At 70.6% G+C, this 16,800-nt stretch carries 19 protein-coding genes and 1 riboswitch; of the genes, 10 read left to right on the top strand and 9 right to left on the bottom strand.

What is annotated here, in order from left to right:
* Window positions 1–134: 134 nt before the first annotated feature.
* Window positions 135–1,028, bottom strand: a complete 894-nt coding sequence (locus ACWDZ7_RS27375) for an SIS domain-containing protein (RefSeq protein WP_451800576.1) — start codon at window positions 1,026–1,028, stop codon at window positions 135–137.
* Window positions 1,029–1,309: 281 nt separating this feature from the next.
* Between ACWDZ7_RS27375 and ACWDZ7_RS27370 the strand changes: the two genes are divergently transcribed.
* The 3 genes from ACWDZ7_RS27370 to otsB are packed head-to-tail and all read left to right on the top strand — an operon-like array spanning window position 1,310 to window position 3,768.
* Complete coding sequence (locus ACWDZ7_RS27370; protein WP_451800575.1) at window positions 1,310–2,575, top strand: ABC transporter substrate-binding protein; 1,266 nt, start codon at window positions 1,310–1,312, stop codon at window positions 2,573–2,575.
* A gap of 10 nt (window positions 2,576–2,585) precedes the next feature.
* The gene (locus ACWDZ7_RS27365) at window positions 2,586–2,876 is read left to right on the top strand and encodes a DUF3263 domain-containing protein (RefSeq protein WP_451800573.1); all 291 of its coding nucleotides are present in this window, start codon (window positions 2,586–2,588) and stop codon (window positions 2,874–2,876) included.
* 19 nt (window positions 2,877–2,895) lie between these two features.
* Window positions 2,896–3,768, top strand: coding sequence for a trehalose-phosphatase (otsB, locus tag ACWDZ7_RS27360; RefSeq protein WP_451800572.1), 873 nt, complete (start codon window positions 2,896–2,898; stop codon window positions 3,766–3,768).
* Window positions 3,769–3,782: 14 nt separating this feature from the next.
* On the opposite strand, the gene ACWDZ7_RS27355 is transcribed toward otsB, so the two are convergent.
* Complete coding sequence (locus tag ACWDZ7_RS27355; RefSeq protein WP_451800571.1) at window positions 3,783–5,189, bottom strand: alpha,alpha-trehalose-phosphate synthase (UDP-forming); 1,407 nt, start codon at window positions 5,187–5,189, stop codon at window positions 3,783–3,785.
* A gap of 52 nt (window positions 5,190–5,241) precedes the next feature.
* Window positions 5,242–6,186, bottom strand: coding sequence for a glucosyl-3-phosphoglycerate synthase (locus ACWDZ7_RS27350; protein ID WP_451800570.1), 945 nt, complete (start codon window positions 6,184–6,186; stop codon window positions 5,242–5,244).
* Between the two features lie 174 nt (window positions 6,187–6,360).
* A riboswitch (SAM riboswitch) is annotated at window positions 6,361–6,506 on the top strand.
* Window positions 6,507–6,523: 17 nt separating this feature from the next.
* Between ACWDZ7_RS27350 and thrC the strand changes: the two genes are divergently transcribed.
* From thrC to groL, 4 genes are all read left to right on the top strand, one after another.
* The gene (gene thrC / locus ACWDZ7_RS27345; protein WP_451800569.1) at window positions 6,524–7,819 is read left to right on the top strand and encodes a threonine synthase; all 1,296 of its coding nucleotides are present in this window, start codon (window positions 6,524–6,526) and stop codon (window positions 7,817–7,819) included.
* Between the two features lie 51 nt (window positions 7,820–7,870).
* Complete coding sequence (locus ACWDZ7_RS27340; RefSeq protein ID WP_451800568.1) at window positions 7,871–8,146, top strand: MoaD/ThiS family protein; 276 nt, start codon at window positions 7,871–7,873, stop codon at window positions 8,144–8,146.
* A 421-nt stretch (window positions 8,147–8,567) separates the two neighbouring features.
* Complete coding sequence (locus tag ACWDZ7_RS27335; RefSeq protein WP_005315736.1) at window positions 8,568–8,771, top strand: cold-shock protein; 204 nt, start codon at window positions 8,568–8,570, stop codon at window positions 8,769–8,771.
* Window positions 8,772–9,088: 317 nt separating this feature from the next.
* Window positions 9,089–10,714 (top strand): chaperonin GroEL, encoded by a 1,626-nt coding sequence (gene groL, locus ACWDZ7_RS27330; RefSeq protein WP_451519070.1) that lies wholly within the window; start codon window positions 9,089–9,091, stop codon window positions 10,712–10,714.
* A 113-nt stretch (window positions 10,715–10,827) separates the two neighbouring features.
* Here the strand turns inward: groL and ACWDZ7_RS27325 are convergent, their stop codons facing one another.
* The 5 genes from ACWDZ7_RS27325 to ACWDZ7_RS27305 form a co-directional block, all read right to left on the bottom strand.
* Complete coding sequence (locus ACWDZ7_RS27325) at window positions 10,828–12,129, bottom strand: esterase/lipase family protein (protein ID WP_451800566.1); 1,302 nt, start codon at window positions 12,127–12,129, stop codon at window positions 10,828–10,830.
* A 385-nt stretch (window positions 12,130–12,514) separates the two neighbouring features.
* Window positions 12,515–12,784, bottom strand: a complete 270-nt coding sequence (locus ACWDZ7_RS27320; RefSeq protein ID WP_451800564.1) for a type II toxin-antitoxin system RelE family toxin — start codon at window positions 12,782–12,784, stop codon at window positions 12,515–12,517.
* A complete protein-coding gene (locus tag ACWDZ7_RS27315; RefSeq protein WP_451800562.1) occupies window positions 12,781–13,065 on the bottom strand; it encodes a type II toxin-antitoxin system Phd/YefM family antitoxin in 285 nt (94 codons plus the stop codon). Before ACWDZ7_RS27315 ends, ACWDZ7_RS27320 begins: the two co-directional genes overlap by 4 nt.
* 50 nt (window positions 13,066–13,115) lie before the next feature.
* Window positions 13,116–14,060, bottom strand: coding sequence for an N-acetylmuramic acid 6-phosphate etherase (murQ, locus tag ACWDZ7_RS27310; protein WP_451800561.1), 945 nt, complete (start codon window positions 14,058–14,060; stop codon window positions 13,116–13,118).
* 55 nt (window positions 14,061–14,115) lie between these two features.
* Window positions 14,116–15,036, bottom strand: a complete 921-nt coding sequence (locus ACWDZ7_RS27305) for a MurR/RpiR family transcriptional regulator (RefSeq protein ID WP_451800560.1) — start codon at window positions 15,034–15,036, stop codon at window positions 14,116–14,118.
* A gap of 58 nt (window positions 15,037–15,094) precedes the next feature.
* Here ACWDZ7_RS27305 and ACWDZ7_RS27300 point away from each other — a divergent pair, with 58 nt between their 5' ends.
* Window positions 15,095–15,451 carry a hypothetical protein gene (locus ACWDZ7_RS27300; protein WP_451800558.1) on the top strand — a complete coding sequence of 119 codons (357 nt, stop codon included), beginning with the start codon at window positions 15,095–15,097 and terminating at the stop codon, window positions 15,449–15,451.
* Complete coding sequence (locus tag ACWDZ7_RS27295) at window positions 15,448–15,714, top strand: DUF4031 domain-containing protein (RefSeq protein WP_451800557.1); 267 nt, start codon at window positions 15,448–15,450, stop codon at window positions 15,712–15,714. The genes ACWDZ7_RS27300 and ACWDZ7_RS27295 overlap by 4 nt, the downstream gene beginning before the upstream one ends.
* Window positions 15,715–15,875: 161 nt before the next feature.
* On the opposite strand, the gene ACWDZ7_RS27290 is transcribed toward ACWDZ7_RS27295, so the two are convergent.
* A complete protein-coding gene (locus ACWDZ7_RS27290; protein ID WP_451800556.1) occupies window positions 15,876–16,232 on the bottom strand; it encodes a hypothetical protein in 357 nt (118 codons plus the stop codon).
* A 133-nt stretch (window positions 16,233–16,365) separates the two neighbouring features.
* Here ACWDZ7_RS27290 and ACWDZ7_RS27285 point away from each other — a divergent pair.
* Window positions 16,366–16,800, top strand: a 435-nt coding sequence (locus ACWDZ7_RS27285) for an AfsR/SARP family transcriptional regulator (RefSeq protein ID WP_451800554.1), incomplete at its 3' end; no start/stop codon positions are given.

Genomic DNA, 16,800 nt, shown 5'->3' with positions numbered 1-16,800 from the left:
GTTCCTACGTGGAGGCTTGGGTGCGGGGTGAACGGGTGGGGGGTGGGAGACATCCGCCGCGAAGCGGCGGGTCGGGGCGCCTTCGGCCGGCCGAGCCGGACAGCCACCCGCCCGCCAAGGCGCCCCCGCCGGCCTCAGCTGAGAATCACGCTCCGCGTCAGGTTCCGAGGCCGGTCCGGGTCGTAGCCGCGGGATTCCGCCAGCGCCACCGCGAGCCGCTGTGCGCGGATCAGGTCCGCCAGGGGGTCCGTCTCCTGGCGGGCCACCAGTTCGCCGCCGACGCGGGCCACGTCGCCCGCGAGGCCCTCCGGAAGCTTGCCGAACATCCATGTCACGCGGCCGGGGCCGGTGATGGAGATCGGCCCGTGGCGGTACTCCATCGCCGGGTACGACTCCGTCCACGCCCCCGCCGCCTCCCGCATCTTCAGCGCCGCCTCCAGGGCCAGTCCGTACGTCCAGCCGCGGCCCAGGAACGTCCACTGTTCCGCCCCGAGCACCGCCGGCGGCAGCGGCTCCGTCACCGCGAGTTCCGCGTCGACCGCCGCCTCGGCCACCGACTTCACGCCGGGGATGTCGCCGAGCCCGGCCCGCAGGAAGGCGAGCGCGGTCGTGGCGAAGCGGGTCTGGACGACGGACTCCTCGTCCGCCCAGTCCAGGACCGCCACCGTGTCCGCCGCGTCCATGACCGGCGTCTTCGGATCGGCGGTCAGCGCGACCGTAGGGACCGTGCCCTTCAGCTGTCCGAGGAGTTCCAGGACCTCCGTCGTCGTGCCGGACCGGGTGATCGCCACCACCCGGTCGTAGCGCCGCCCGGCGGGGAACTCCGACGACGCGAAGGCGTCCGTCTCCCCCTGCCCGGCGGCCTCGCGCAGAGCCGCGTACGCGATGGCCATGAACCACGATGTCCCGCACCCGGTGACGGCGACCCGCTCACCCGGCTCCGGCAGTCCGTCGAACGATGCGGCTGCCTCCGCCGCCCGGTGCCAGCAGGCGGGCTGAGTGGCTATTTCTGCTGCGGTACGCGACATGCGCCAAGGCTCCTCGTCAGTGCGGAACTGCTGCGGGATGCTGCAGGACTTCGGACGTGCTCGGACGTGCTCGGACTGCTCGGACCTGCTCGTGAACGTGACGTGCATAGCAGCCAGGGCCTCCACAGAGCAACGGCCCTCCCCCCACCGGAGCCCGTTGCACAAGTGATACTCGGGTGGTGTAGACCTTGTGCCCGGACTCGGGAGAAACTCGCAGTTCAACAGTGCTGGGACGCAGAAGCCCCCAGTAAGTACGCGGAAGCGATGAGGGTGGGACAGCTGTGCAGCGGCGCGTGACAGGACTGACCGCGGCGGTGGCCGCACTGGGCATGGCGGGCGTGCTCGCCGGCTGCGGCGGTCCCGGCGACTCCGGCGACGTCACCCTCAAGCTGGTGGCCGCCGACTACGGCGACTCCGCGGCGAACAGCTCCAAGAAGTACTGGGACAACGTCGTCGAGGGCTTCGAGAAGGACAACCCCGGCATCAACGTCGAGGTGACCGTCCACTCCTGGAACGACGTGGACCGCGAGGTCAAGGAGATGGTCAAGAAGGGCGAGGCCCCCGACCTGGCGCAGATCGGCGCGTACGCCGACTACGCCGCGCAGGACAAGCTCTACGAGGCCGACGAACTCCTCTCCATCGCCACCCAGGCCGACTTCCTGGCCCCGCTCGCCCAGGCCGGCGAGGTCAACCGCATCCAGTACGGCATGCCGTTCGCCTCCTCCACGCGCCTGCTCTTCTACAACACCAAGCTGTTCAAGGACGCCGACCTCACCCCGCCGCAGAGCTGGAGCGAGCTGCAGAGCGACGCGAAGGCCCTCAAGGCGCGCGGCGTGAAGATCCCGTACGCCCTGCCGCTCGGCCCCGAGGAGGCGCCCGCCGAGACGCTGATGTGGATGCTCAGCGGCGGCGGCGGTTACACCGACAACGTCGGCTCGTACGACATCGACTCCAAGCAGAACGCGAAGACGTTCTCCTGGCTCCGTGACGAGCTGGTCGGCAAGGGCCTGACGGGCCCGACGCCGCCCGGCGAGATGAACCGCGCCGAGGCGTTCGCCGCGTTCTCGCGCGGCGAGGTCGGCATGCTCAACGGTCACCCGACGCTGATGAAGATGGCCGCCAAGAAGGGCGTGAAGTTCGGCATGGTGCCGGCGCCCGGCATCAACGGCAAGGCGCGGGCCACGATGGGCGTCGCCGACTGGATGATGGCGTTCAAGCAGAACGGCCACCGCAAGGAGGCCGGCAAGTTCCTCGACTACGTCTACAGCAAGAAGAACGTGCTCGACTTCTCCAACGAGTACGACATTCTCCCCGTGACGACCTCCGCGTCCGAGACGATGGCCAAGGACCGCGGCCACACCGAGCTGGGCAAGTTCCTCAAGGAGCTGCCGACCTCGCAGCTCTACCCGGTGGGCAAGACGTCGTGGGCGCAGGTCTCGGCCGACATCAAGAAGCAGATCGGCGGGACCGTCGGAAAGAACGGCAACCCCTCCTCGGTCCTCTCCCAGATCCAGAACAAGGCGGCGACCGCGGAGAACGCGGAATAGCGTGGGTCGTATGACCGACCACGAACCCGGCCATGAAGTCTCCGGCCATGAACGCTCTGATCGGGGACTCTCCGGTCGGGGACTCTCCGATCGGGACCGCGCCGTCCTCGCCCTGGAGCGGCGCTCCTGGCCGGGCCCCGGCGCCAAGGAACGCGCCGTCCGCGAGGAGCTCGGCATGGTGCCGGTGCGCTACTACCAGCTCCTGAACGCCCTCCTGGACGACCCCCGGGCCCTCGCGCACGACCCGATTACGGTCAATCGGCTGCGCCGGGTGCGGGAGTCACGGCGCGAAGAGCGCTGACGCGGTTAAGGTCGGGCCCATGGGTGACCCAACGTACGCGCAGTCCGACCGGCCCGGGCGTCCCGGACTGCCCGAGCCCGTGACGCCCGCGGGACGCGACGGCCTCGCCGCTCTCCTCGCGCGGCCCGAAAGGTCCGTCGTGGCCCTCGACTTCGACGGCACGCTCGCCGCGATCGTGCCCGACCCCGAGCAGGCCCGCGCCCACCCGGACGCCGTGCCCGCGCTCGCCGCGCTCGCCCCGCGGCTGCGGTCCGTCGCCGTGGTCACGGGCCGCCCGGCGGGCGTCGCCGTCCGCTACGGCGGCTTCGCGGGTGTGCCGGGGCTCGAACACCTCGTCGTCCTCGGGCACTACGGCGCCGAGCGCTGGGACGCGGTGACCGGCACGGTCCACGCCGCCGAACCGCACCCCGGGGTCGCGGCCGTCCGCGCCGAGCTGCCCGGGTTCCTCGACACGATCGGCGCCTGGCGCGGCACGTGGATAGAGGAGAAGGGGCGGGCCGTCGCGGTCCACACGCGCCGCGCGCAGGATCCGCAGGCCGCCTTCGAGGCGCTGCGCGAACCGCTCGCCGAGCTGGCGCACCGGCACGGCCTGATCGTCGAACCGGGCCGCATGGTCCTGGAGCTGCGCCCGCCGGGCATGGACAAGGGCGTGGCCCTCGCCGCGTACCTACGCGAGGTCGGCGCGGAATCCGTCCTCTACGCGGGCGACGACCTCGGTGACCTCCCCGCCTTCGCCGCCGTCGAGAAACTCCGCTCGGACGGCGTGGCGGGCCTGCTGGTGTGCAGCGGCAGCGCGGAGGTCGCGGAACTGGCGGACCGCGCCGACCTGGTGGTGCCCGGCCCCCTCGGCGTGGTGGGCCTGCTGTCGTCCATCACAGAGCACCTGGACTGAGCGGACGTGAAGCCCTACAGCGCCCGCAACTGATCCAGGAACCACTGCGCCGGCGGCAACGCCGTAGCCGCCGCCGCGAGCCGCTTCGTCCGCTCCGCCCGCTCCTCGACCGGCATGGACAGCCCGGCGTGCAGCGCGGCGGCCGTCGCCGTCACGTCGTAGGGGTTGACCGGGATCGCGTCCTCGCCCAGCTCCTCGTACGCCCCCGCCTCCCGCGAGAGCACCAGCGCGCACCCCTCGTCGGAGACGACCGGCACCTCCTTCGCGACGAGGTTCATGCCGTCGCGGATGGGGTTGACCAGTGCCACGTCCGCGAGGCGGTACGCCGCGAGCGAGCGGGCGAAGTCGTCGTCGACGTGGAGGAGCACCGGGGTCCAGCCGGGCGTGCCGTACTCGGCGTTGATCGACTCGGCGACGCGCGAGACCTCCGCGGTGTAGTCGCGGTACACCGCGAGGTCCTGCCGCGAGGGGTAGGCGAAGGCGACGTGGACGACCCGCTCCCGCCACTCGGGGCGGGTGTCGAGCAGCTCCCGGTAGGCCAGCATGCCCCGCACGATGTTCTTGGACAGCTCCGTCCTGTCCACCCGTACGATCGTCTTGCGGCCCTCGCCGACCTGCTCCCGCAGCGTCGCCATCCGCTGCTCGACGTCGTCCCGCCGTGAGCGCTCCCGCAGGAAGTCCGCGTCGGCGCCGAGGCCGTGCACCCCGACGCGCGTACCGGACGTCCCGCCGAGCAGCCGCACGCAGCACTCCGTGAAGGCGTCCGCCCAGCGTCCGGTCAGGAATCCGAGCCGGTCCGCGCCGAGCATCCCGCGCAGCACCTGCTCCGCCACGTCGTCCGGCAGCATCCGGAAGTAGTCGACCGGCGCCCACGGGGTGTGCGAGAAGTGGCCGATCCGCAGGTCTTCGCGCAGCTCGCGGAGCATGCCCGGCACCAGCGTCAGGTGGTAGTCCTGCACGAGGACCGCCGCCCCCGGCGCCGCCTCCGCCGCCAGCGCCCGGGCGAACGCGCGGTTGTACGTCTCGTACGCCTCCCACTGCGCGCGGAACTCCGGGCCGAAGGCCGGTTCCAGGGGGGTCTGGTACAGCATGTGGTGGACGAACCAGAGGACCGAGTTGGCGATGCCGTTGTACGCCGCCGCGTGCACGCCCTCGCGGGAGCCCGCGTCGATGTCGAGCATCCGCACGCCCGGCTCGCCGACGCCGCGCCGCACCGCCTCCCGGTCGCCCTCGCCGAGCGCCGCGCACACCCACAGGGCGTCCGCCTCGTCGCCGATGGCACTCAGCCCGGAGACGAGGCCGCCGCCGCCGCGCTTGGCGGTCAGCTCCCCGTCCTCTCCGACGGTGTACGAGACGGGGCCGCGGTTGGACGCGACGAGTACCTGTGCTTGCGCTGCTGCTGTTCGGGGCTCGGGGACCATGTGGCAAAACGTAGCCCGTCCCGGGGCCGGGCAAACGTACGAGCGGAAGCGGTCACGCCACGCGCCGGTGCGCGTACTCCGCGATGCCGGCCATCGGCGGCCGCTCCTCCGTGTCCACGGCGTGGGTCCGCGGCACGAAACCGTGCTCGCCCCGCTCGAACTGCGTCAGCTCCGGGCGTACGAGATGTCCGCGCGCGAGCCGCAGCTGCGCCGTCCGGTAGATCGCCGCCGCCATCCGCCCGAGCGCCTGCCCGTCCTGGTGCCGGTGCTTGCGCACCCCGACGTCCACCTGCGCCAGCGCGTCCAGGCCGACCGTGTGCAGCGCGTCGACGAGGAGCCCCAGCTCCACGCCGTACCCGACGGGGAACGGCAGCCGTTCCAGGAGCGACCTGCGGGCCGCGTACTCGCCGCCCAGCGGCTGGACGAAACCGGCGAGCAGCGGCCAGTGCATGTTCAGCAGCGGCCGCGCCATCAGCTCGGTCACCCGGCCGCCCTGGCCCGCGGCCTCGCCGAGCGGACGGTCGTACATCGCCTTCACGAAGGCCACGTCCGGGTCGGTCAGGAGCGGGCCCACGATCCCCGTGACGAAGTCCGCGGAGAACTCCCGCAGATCCGCGTCGACGAACGCGACGATGTCCCCGCTCGTCACGAGCAGCGAACGCCACAGCACCTCGCCCTTGCCGGGCAGCGGCGCGATACGCGGCAGGATCTCGTCCCGGTGGACGACCTTGGCGCCCGCCTCCCCAGCGACCCGCGCCGTTCGGTCCGACGAGCCGGAGTCGATCACCACCAGCTCGTCGACCAGCGGAACCCTCTCGATCAGCTCGCGGCGGATCTCGGAGACGATCGCGCCGACCGTCTCCTGCTCGTCCAGCGCGGGCAGCACGACGCTCACCGACGCGCCGGACGCGCGCTTGGCGGCGGACAACCGGTCCAGCGGGCGGTCGGCGACGGACCACGAACGTCCGTTCAGCCAGCGCTCGACCTCTTCCAGCACGGTCAGGGTCCTCCCATATGTGATCCATCTCGCGGTGCGGACGACTATCTCAAGGGTCCAGGGCTTCGGTTACAGTCTTGAACAACGCCGGTGACCATCGCATGTCGGGGTCGCCGCCGCGTTCGAGATCGACAACCACGTCGAGATCGACAACTGAAACCCATAATCGAATACCGCTCATCCAGAGGGGCAGAGGGATACGGCCCGTTGAAGCCCCGGCAACCCTCCAGCCGGTCTCGCGCGAAAGCGCCGCGAGGCTCCCGGCTAGGGAAGGTGCCAATTCCGTCTCGCGGCGAGATGCGCCGCGGGGAAGATGAGGAGAAAGGGCCTCCCCTCCATGGCTGTGCAGACTGTCGCCACCGAAACCCCCGCCACGACCGTTGACCTCGGTCCCGCCTCGGGTCTCTCCTGCCGGGAATGCGGCACCAAGTTCCCGCTCGGCCCGATCTTCGCCTGCGCCGAGTGTTTCGGGCCCCTCGAAGTCGCGTACGACCTGCCCCTCGGTGACCCGGAAGCCCTCCGCAAGCGGATCGAGGCCGGTCCCGCCAACATCTGGCGCTACGCCCCGCTGCTGCCCGTCCCCGCCGACGTCGCCGACAAGCCGAATCTCAACCCCGGCTGGACCAAGCTCGTCAAGGCCGACAACCTCGCCCGGGAACTCGGCGTCGAGCAGGGCAAGTTGTTCGTCAAGGACGACTCCGGCAACCCCACGCACTCCTTCAAGGACCGCGTCGTCGCGCAGGCCCTGGAGGCGGCGAGGGCCTTCGGCTTCACCACGCTCTCCTGCTCCTCCACCGGCAACCTCGCGGGCGCCGTCGGCGCCGCCGCCGCCCGCGCCGGCTTCCGCTCCTGCGTGTTCATCCCGCACGACCTGGAGCAGGGCAAGGTCGTCATGGCCGCGGTCTACGGCGGTGAGCTAGTCGGCATCGAGGGCAACTACGACGACGTGAACCGCTTCTGCTCCGAGCTGATCGGCGACCCGCTGGGCGAGGGCTGGGGCTTCGTCAACGTCAACCTCCGGCCGTACTACGGCGAGGGTTCCAAGACCCTCGCGTACGAGATCTGCGAGCAGCTGGGGTGGGAGCTGCCCGACCAGCTGGTCATCCCGATCGCCTCCGGCTCGCAGCTCACGAAGATCGACAAGGGGCTCAAGGAGCTGATCGCGCTCGGCCTCGTGGCGGACAAGCCGTACAAGATCTTCGGTGCGCAGGCCGAGGGATGCTCTCCGGTGTCGGCCGCGTTCAAGGCGGGCCACGACGTCGTGCGCCCCCAGAAGCCGAACACCATCGCCAAGTCCCTCGCCATCGGCAACCCCGCCGACGGCCCGTACGTCCTGGACATCGCGCGCCGCACGGGCGGCGCCGTGGAGGACGTGAACGACGAGCAGGTCGTCGACGCGATCAAGCTCCTCGCGCGGACCGAGGGCATCTTCGCGGAGACCGCCGGGGGTGTGACCGTGGGCGTCACGAAGAAGCTGGTCGAGGCGGGGCTCATCGATCCCTCGCTGACCACGGTCGTGCTGAACACGGGGGACGGCCTGAAGACGCTGGACGCCGTCGCTGAGACGTCGCAGGCCACTGCCACGATCCGGCCCAGTGTCGAGGCGTTCCGCGCCGCGGGGCTTGCCGGTTAGCCGCCGTAGGGCCTGAGCTTTCCTTCCGACCTGAACTACCGAGGTGAACCCATGAGCGTGAACGTCCGGATTCCCACCATCCTTCGCACCTACACCGGCGGCAAGGCCGAAGTGGCCGCCGAGGGGGCGACCCTGGGCGAGATCATCGCCGACCTGGAGAAGAACCACACCGGCATCGCGGCCCGCGTCCTGGACGACCAGGGCAAGCTGCGCCGCTTCGTCAACGTGTACGTGAACGACGACGACGTCCGCTTCGAAAAGGGCCTGGAGACGGCCACCCCGGACGGCGCGGGCGTCTCGATCATTCCGGCGGTCGCCGGCGGATGATCCGTTTCCGCAGGTTCCCTGCATAACCCCGATCGCCCCCTCCGGGAGAGAAACGGAGGGGGCAATTCTGCATGGTTGAGCGCGGTACAGTTGGGAAAGACGCTTCGCTGTTTGTGCCGAGTGCATATACGAAGTCGGCCCCGAGTCGACAAGAAGCAGCCAAAGCGAGCCGCCCCTTTGAGCACTACGTGGCATTTGCCCGGCCCGACTTGCCCTGGATTCCGGCGAATTCTCCGCATATTACCGATCAGGCGTGCCCAGAATTCTCGTCCGATTGACCTGTTGCAGAGGGCAGTTGGACAGATACATTCAGCGGCGGTCGACGCGTTCCGGCGCACACCCCCATCCATTGGGGGGTGAGGTCTGACCCGGGTCCGCGAAGTGCGGTCCTGTGCAAGGGCCAGTAATAGGGGAGTTAGGCATGGCTCAGGGCACCGTCAAGTGGTTCAACGCGGAGAAGGGGTACGGCTTCATCGCGGTCGACGGTGGTGCGGATGTTTTCGTCCACTACAGCGCGATCCAGATGGACGGTTACCGCACCCTTGAAGAAGGTCAGCGAGTCGAGTTCGAGATCTCGCAGGGCCAGAAGGGTCCGCAGGCGGACATGGTCAAGCTCGCCGTCTAGCTCGGCGCGATCGACCACCGAAGCAAGCATCGTGAGGGGCTCGTATCCCATCGGGGTACGGGCCCCTCGTGTGCGTCCGCGCTCCCCGCGCGGCTCCCCCGCGCGGGGCGGATCTGGCGTGAGCACCTTGCACTCGTGGGGGTCGAGTGCTAATCATTGGGCTTAGCACTCTCCCAGTGAGAGTGACAGAACTTGGATCGGGTCGGTGAGGTCCGCAGGCCGCGTGGGGCAAGGAACCACACGGCATGCAGTCCGTCCGTCGCGGGCACCAGCACGGTCCGTTTGCGTTTCCACCCCGTCCGGGAGGACCACTTCACATGGCCAAGATCATCGCGTTCGACGAGGAGGCACGGCGCGGCCTCGAGCGCGGCATGAACCAGCTCGCCGACGCCGTCAAGGTGACCCTGGGCCCCAAGGGTCGCAACGTCGTCCTCGAGAAGAAGTGGGGCGCCCCCACGATCACCAACGATGGTGTGTCCATCGCCAAGGAGATCGAGCTCGAGGACCCGTACGAGAAGATCGGCGCCGAGCTGGTCAAGGAGGTCGCGAAGAAGACGGACGACGTCGCCGGTGACGGCACGACGACCGCGACCGTCCTGGCCCAGGCCCTGGTGCGCGAGGGTCTGCGCAACGTGGCCGCCGGTGCCAACCCGATGGCCCTCAAGCGCGGCATCGAGAAGGCCGTCGAGGCCGTCTCGGGCGCTCTGCTGGAGCAGGCGAAGGATGTCGAGACCAAGGAGCAGATCGCTTCCACGGCCTCCATCTCCGCCGCCGACACCCAGATCGGCGAGCTCATCGCCGAGGCGATGGACAAGGTCGGCAAGGAAGGCGTCATCACCGTCGAGGAGTCGCAGACCTTCGGGCTCGAGCTTGAGCTCACCGAGGGCATGCGCTTCGACAAGGGCTACATCTCGGCGTACTTCGCCACCGACATGGAGCGTATGGAGGCGTCGCTCGACGACCCGTACATCCTGATCGTCAACTCCAAGATCTCCAACGTGAAGGACCTCCTCCCGCTCCTGGAGAAGGTCATGCAGTCGGGCAAGCCGCTGCTGATCATCGCGGAGGACGTCGAGGGCGAGGCGCTGTCCACGCTCGTCGTCAACAAGATCCGTGGCACCTTCAAGTCCGTCGCCGTCAAGGCCCCGGGCTTCGGTGACCGCCGCAAGGCCATGCTCGGCGACATCGCCATCCTCACCGGTGGCACCGTCATCTCCGAGGAGGTCGGCCTCAAGCTGGAGAACGCCGGTCTCGACCTGCTCGGCCGCGCCCGCAAGGTCGTCATCACCAAGGACGAGACCACGATCGTCGACGGCTCCGGTGAGAGCGACCAGGTCCAGGGTCGCGTCAACCAGATCCGCGCCGAGATCGAGAACAGCGACTCGGACTACGACCGCGAGAAGCTCCAGGAGCGCCTGGCGAAGCTCGCGGGCGGCGTGGCCGTCATCAAGGCCGGTGCCGCGACCGAGGTCGAGCTCAAGGAGCGCAAGCACCGCATCGAGGACGCCGTTCGCAACGCGAAGGCGGCCGTCGAGGAGGGCATCGTCGCCGGTGGCGGCGTGGCCCTCATCCAGGCCTCCGCCGTCTTCGAGAAGCTTGAGCTCGAGGGTGACGAGGCCACCGGTGCCGCCGCTGTGAAGCTGGCCCTTGAGGCCCCGCTGAAGCAGATCGCGGTCAACGCCGGCCTTGAGGGTGGCGTCATCGTCGAGAAGGTCCGCAACCTGCCCATCGGCCACGGCCTGAACGCCGCGACCGGTGAGTACGTCGACATGATCGCCGAGGGCATCCTCGACCCGGCGAAGGTCACGCGCTCTGCCCTGCAGAACGCCGCGTCCATCGCCGCGCTGTTCCTCACCACCGAGGCCGTCATCGCCGACAAGCCGGAGAAGGCGGGCGCTGCCCCGGCCGGCGGCGGCATGCCGGGCGGTGACATGGACTTCTGATCGACCTCTGGTTGATCGACGTCCCGTACGTTCCGAGGGCGGCACTCCTTCTCACGAAGGGGTGCCGCCCTCGGGCGTTTCCGAATGACGGATTACGGATTACGGGCTACGGGCTACGGCAGCCGGTCCATGATCCAGGTGCAGAGTTCCTCGGTGACCAGGGTGTGGCCCTCGTTCTCGGAGGCGCAGCGGAACTCGTCGAGTTCGCTCAGCTCCTCGTCGGCGGCCGTGACCGGCTCGTACAGCTTCTCGTGGGTGTCGATGTCGCGCAGGGCGATGGCGCTGACCGTCGGCACGAAGCAGTGCGCGCGGATGTCCGCCTCGGAGCCGAGACCGATGAGCGCGGGGATCTTGTTCAGCTCGTCGGCGAGGATGCCGAAGCCCTCCAGGGTGCCGCCCGGCGCGCCGTCGATCTCCGGCAGCCCCGAGGTGCGGATGCGGGGCTTGCGCAGCGTCACGACCCTCAGCTGCGCGACGAGCTGGTCCTCGCCCGCGGACTGGATGTGCAGGTGCGTGCCGGTGATGGCCAGGCCCTTGCCGTGGAAGGCCCTCTCTCCCGGGCGGACGCCGTTGCTCTGCCCGATGCGTACGCCGTTGGCCACGCCGATCTTCTTCGGCCGCGCCGGCCAGCCGCCGACCCGCTCCAGCTCGGCGAGGAAGGTGCCGCGCTCCTTGTCCGTCTCGGGGAGGTCGTCCCACTCGGCGATGTGCTGCCACAGCAGCTGGCGGGCCGCCGGGCTGTTCATCTGGTCCGAGAACGCCGCGTTGAGCCGCCGGATGTAGTGCGCGAACGACTGGAGGGCGAGGGGGATCCAGGCGCCGCGGTGCGGACTGTCGTAGGAGAAGTAGAGGGCGGTCTGGTGGTCGTTCTCCTCGCCGCCGTCGTGCTCCATCTTGGCGAGCGCGTACCGCGTGACGAGGCCGCCCATGCTGAAGCCGCCGACGGTCAGCGGGTGGTTGCCGTTGCGCCGTGCGATGGCTTCCTGGATGGCGGCCCGCGCGACCTTGGCGTTGTCGAGGATGGAGGCGCCGCGCTCGTCGAAGCCGAGCAGGATGACGTCGTAGCCGCGCTGCCGCAGGGCGCTGACGAACGGATACGGGCCGCGCTCCAGGATCTCCCAGGAGTAGTCCAGCTCGCTCGGGCCCGAGTTGAAGCCGTCCCCGAGGATGACGGGGCGGGTCAGCCCCCGCTCCCGGTCGGCGAGATACACCCAGGCACGCCCTTCGGGCAGCGTCCACTCGTCATCCGGCTCGGGCGCGGCGGCGGGGGCCTCCCGGGCCTCCCGCGGTCCGGGGGCGAGCGTGACGCGGGCGGCGGTCCCGAAGGCCTCGGAGATCTCCCGGGCGTCGGCTTCGCTGAGCGGGTCGGGCTGGGCGGGTCGGCCGGGCTGGGCGGGCTGGTTGGGGTCGGTCATGAGGGTCCCCTCCGGTGGTGCCGCTTGGTCGACGCGTGATGGCGTACGCGCGCCGGTGCCGTTCGTCGCGCCATCTTGGGTACGTCGGTCGGCCGCCGACAGTCGGCCGGGGCCCTTTCGGACAGCGCGGCTTCGGCCGTTTACGGGTGGGGCGGGAGGGGAGCCGGCTTCCTGGCCAGGGGCGCTCGGGCGACGGCGGCCGGGAAGCGGGCGGGCTTCGACGGCGCGTCGGCCATCGAGGCGGCCGGGCCGGTCGGGATCCGCCCGCGGAAGCGGGGGAAGTATGTCGCGAAGGCGCCGGGCGGGGCGGCCGACCCGCGCCCTCGATGCGGGAAATCCTGGCCTGGGCGAGGCACTCGGGGAGCTTCCTCTGGCGGACCGGTTCTCACAGGCCGCGGTACACATCGCGGCGGTTGCCGACGTGGACAACGAGGATCACCAGGACGTCGCCCTGAATCTCGTAGACCACTCGGAAGCTTCCGACGCGTAGCCGGTACAGCCCGTCGTGGCCGGTGAGCTTCTTGGTGTCGGTGTCATCGCGATGCGGGTCGTCCCCGAGCGATGCGAGGGCCGTCAGAATGCGCAGAGCCTGTTGCCGGTCGATGGAGCGGAGCTGACGCTGAGCGTGGGTGGTGAAGCGGAAGGCATACTTCACGCGGCGTCGCCCTCGGCTTTGCCGCTGCCCTTGCCGTCGCCTTCGAAAAGGTCCGCCAGGAGTTCGGCCATGCCGACGGTGGGGTCGTCGCGGTGCCGCTCGGCCTCGCGTGCCGCGAGTTCGTCGGCGGCTTCATCCAGCGCGTCCAGTACCTCTATGGGCACCAGGGCCGCTACGCGCTTCCCCTTGCGGGTCAGCACGGTCACCTCGCCGGCCTCGGCTTTGTCGACGACCTCGGCGAGGTGTGCACGGGCTTCCCGGATGGTGACGTTCTCGCTCATACCTCTAGTGTACGCGTGGACGTGTACACCTGCGCTCCGAAGCCGCAGGCTCAGCTCGCGCGGGCCTTGTCAAGGGCCGCTCGCAGGTGGCCGTTCGACGTGGTGAGGAGGTGCGCGGCGGTGGGGGCGTCGACTCCGCCGAGGATGGTCAGGATGGCGTTCTTCACCTCGCCGTCCGTCGCGGCCAGCGCGGCCTCGATCTCCTCGTCGGCGGCGCCCGTGGCGAGGGCGACGATGCGGCGGGAGCGGGCGCGCAGTTTCTCGTTCGACGCGCGTACGTCCACCATGAGGTTTCCGTAGGTCTTGCCCAGGCGGATCATGGTGATCGTCGACAGCATGTTGAGTACGAGCTTCTGGGCCGTGCCCGCCTTCAAGCGCGTGGAGCCCGTGAGCAGCTCGGGGCCCACGACGACCTCGATGCCGTGCTCGGCGGCGGCCGCGAGCGCGCTGTCCGCGTTGCAGGAGAGGCCGATGGTGAGCGCGCCGTAGCGCTTCTTCGCGTGCTCCACGGCGCCGATCGCGTACGGGGTGCGGCCCGAGGCCGAGACGCCGACCACCACGTCGTCCGCCGTCAGCGTCAGTGCGTCCAGGTCCTCGGCCGCCAGGTCCTTGCTGTCCTCCGCGCCCTCGACCGCCCGCACCATGGCGCTCGGGCCGCCCGCGATCAGGCCGACGACCTCGCTCGGGCCGGTGTTGAACGTGGGCGGGCACTCGGAGGCGTCGAGCACCCCGAGGCGGCCCGCCGTGCCCGCGCCCGCGTAGATCAGCCGGCCGCCGCGGGCCATCCGCTCGGCGGTGCCGTCGATCGCGGCGGCGATCGCGGGCAGCTGTTCGGCCACGGCCGCGGGGACGGTCGTGTCCTCGCCGTTCATGATCCGCGCGATCTCCAGGGTGTCCAGCCGGTCGATCTCGGACAGCTCCGGGCGGAACGCCTCGGTGGTGAGGGCGGCGAGCTGGGCGCGCAGCTCCCCGTAGTTCTCGGTGGAGGAGGTCATGGCGTTGTGGCTCTTTCGTATCCGGTGGGGAGTGGTCAGGGGGACAGGGGCGGCGTCAGCGGGCGCCGCGCTGGCTGTGGCGGTGCGCCAGCGCCTCGTAGGAGGCGGCCAGCGCGGGGGCCGCCGTCTCGTACGTCCGCTGTGCCACGCCCACGAACAGGCAGTCCACGACCAGGAGCTGGCTCGTACGGGACGACATCGCGGCCGGCCTCAGCTCGCTCTCGCGCGCCGTGGAGGTGGTCAGTATGTGGTCGGCGTACTGCGAGACCGCTCCGTCGGGACGGCCGGTGATCGCGACCGTGGTGGCCCCGTGTTCGAAGGCGACCCGCAGCGGCTCGATGACGTCGCCCGTGGAACCGGAGTGGGTGATCGCGATCGCCACGTCCTTGGCGCGCAGCGTCACCGCGTTGGTGACGGCCAGATGCGGGTCGGAGTGCGCGTGCGCGATGTGGCCGATGCGCAGCAGCTTCTGCGCCAGGTCCTGGGCGACCAGGCCGGAGGCGGCGACGCCGTAGATCTCCACGCGCCGCGCGGTGGCGAGCGCGGCGACGGCGGCGCCGAGCTGCGCGGTGTCGAGTGCGGCGGCGGTGTCGGCGAGGGTCTGCTGCTCGTCGTAGGCGAGTTTCGCGACGACGTCCGCGATGGGGTCGTCGACGGCGATGTCCGCGGTGACGGCGGGCGCCCGGCCGGACTGCTGGTGGGCGGCGAGCCCCGCGAGGGCGAGGCGCAGGTCGCGGTAGCCGGGGTAGCCCAGGAGGCGGGCGGTGCGGACCACCGTCGCCTCGCTGGTGCCGGTCAGCTCGGCGAGACCGGTGACCGTGAGGGCGGCGCAGCCGGCGGGGTCTCCGGCGACGGCTTCGGCGACGCGCTGCATGGAGCGGGTCATCGTCGGCGCGAGCGTCCGCACCTTGGCCGCGAGGGCGGCGGGGGCCGGGGGTGCGGTGCCCGCGAAAATTTCCTTCACTTCATTGGTCACGCCTGGAAGGTATTTTCAGGGCGGAGCGGGGTCAAGACGTGGGGGTGACAATGGCTGCATGGACACGATCGACCCCCTGGAGCAGGCGTTGCACGCCGCCCGCGCACTTGTTCTCGCCGATCTCGTCGCCCGTGAGGTCGCCGAGGCCGAGGTCGTCTCGCTCGTCGAGGAGTCGGTGGCGCACCGCCGCTGGTGGGTCGAGCAGTGGCCCGAGGGCATCGACTACGTCAGCGGGCTCGTCGCCCAGGACGTACAGGACGCGCTGCTGGAGCGGCACGGGCGGTGGCCGCTGTGCCCCGTGTGCGGCTCGGGTGACCCGCACGCCCTCGAAGTGGAGCCGGAGCTTGGACCCGACCCGCACTGGGTGTGCGGCAAGGCGGGTGTCGTCGTCGCCCGGGTGGGCAGCCTGACGTGACGGTCTACATCGACCCGCCGACCTGGCCGGGCCACGGCCGCATGTGGTCCCACCTGGTCAGCGATGTCTCGTACGGGGAGTTGCACGCGTTCGCGGCGTCCATCGGCGCCCCGTCGCGCGCCTTCGACCGCGACCACTACGACATTCCGTCGCACCGGTACGAGGACGCGGTGCGGGCGGGGGCCGTGGAGGTGGGGTCGAAGGAGCTGGTGCGGCGGCTCACGGGGGCGGGGCTGCGGAGGCCCAAGGGGCGGCCCGCCTGAGCAGCGGCGCACCGCGCGTGAGCGACTCACGGCCGAACCAGCCCTGCGCCTCATGCCGCACGCGGCCGTCCACCCACCCGGCTGTTCACCCCGCCTTGAGCTGCGAGGCAGGGGCCGGGTGGGTGGGCTCCCCCGTTGGTTCGAGCCGCGCTAGCGCGTGGTCATCCTTCTTGCCAGGACACGCTGCCGACGCCCGTGCCACCGAAGCAGCGCGCGCTCGACACGTTCGACTCGCCCGGCTTCAGCGTCTTCCAGGCGCCCCGGGCGTCCGGCCATGCCCCGCAGACCACCACGGCGCGGAAGGCCCGCACCACATTGGTGTTGTTCTTGCAGTGCGCGTGGCCCGTCCAGCCGTCCGTGTCCGTGCTGCACGTGAGGATGTTCTCGACCATGGCCTGCCCCGGCGGTGCCGCCGCCGCACTCGGTGCGACGGCGGCGACCGGCAGCGTCGCGGCGGCCGCCACGGTGGCGAGCCTGAGGGCGGGACCGGTGAAGCGGCGCTGCTTGATCTTGTTCATGTGTTTTCTCCTTCTCGGGTGCTGGCTCGGCGTGCGGGGCGCGCACCGCCGTCTGTCCTGCTGATGCTTCCGCGTCGCTCTGTCGCGCCGGTCACTCGGCAGTCACTCGACACTCACTTGTCGTGATGGGAATATGACGGAACGTGACTGGGGGGTGAGGGAGACGGAGTTCGAGTACAGGATTCTGGGGCCGCTCGAAGTGCTGTCCGACGGCAGGCCCGTGGCGATCCGGGCGGCCAAGCAGCGTGCGCTTCTGGCGTCGCTGCTCGTGGACGCCAACAGCGTCGTCCCCATCGACACCCTGATCGCCCGGCTCTGGGACGACCCGCCGGACGGCGCCCGCAACGCCCTGCAGAACTATGTGCTGCGGGTGCGCCGCACCCTGAGTGGCGGTCCGGCCGGTGGGCCGATCCGCACCTGCGCGCGCGGGTACGTCATCGACGTGCCCGAAGAGGCCCTGGACCTGCACCGGTTCGACGCCCTGGCCGACCGCGCCCGCGCCGCCGCCGCCGCGCAGGCGGCCGAGCGGGCCTCGGCGCTGCTCGGCCGGGCGCTGGCGCTGTGGCGC

The organism is Streptomyces sp. NPDC003032, from assembly GCF_053591415.1.
This window is presented reverse-complemented; position numbering and strand designations above follow the sequence as displayed.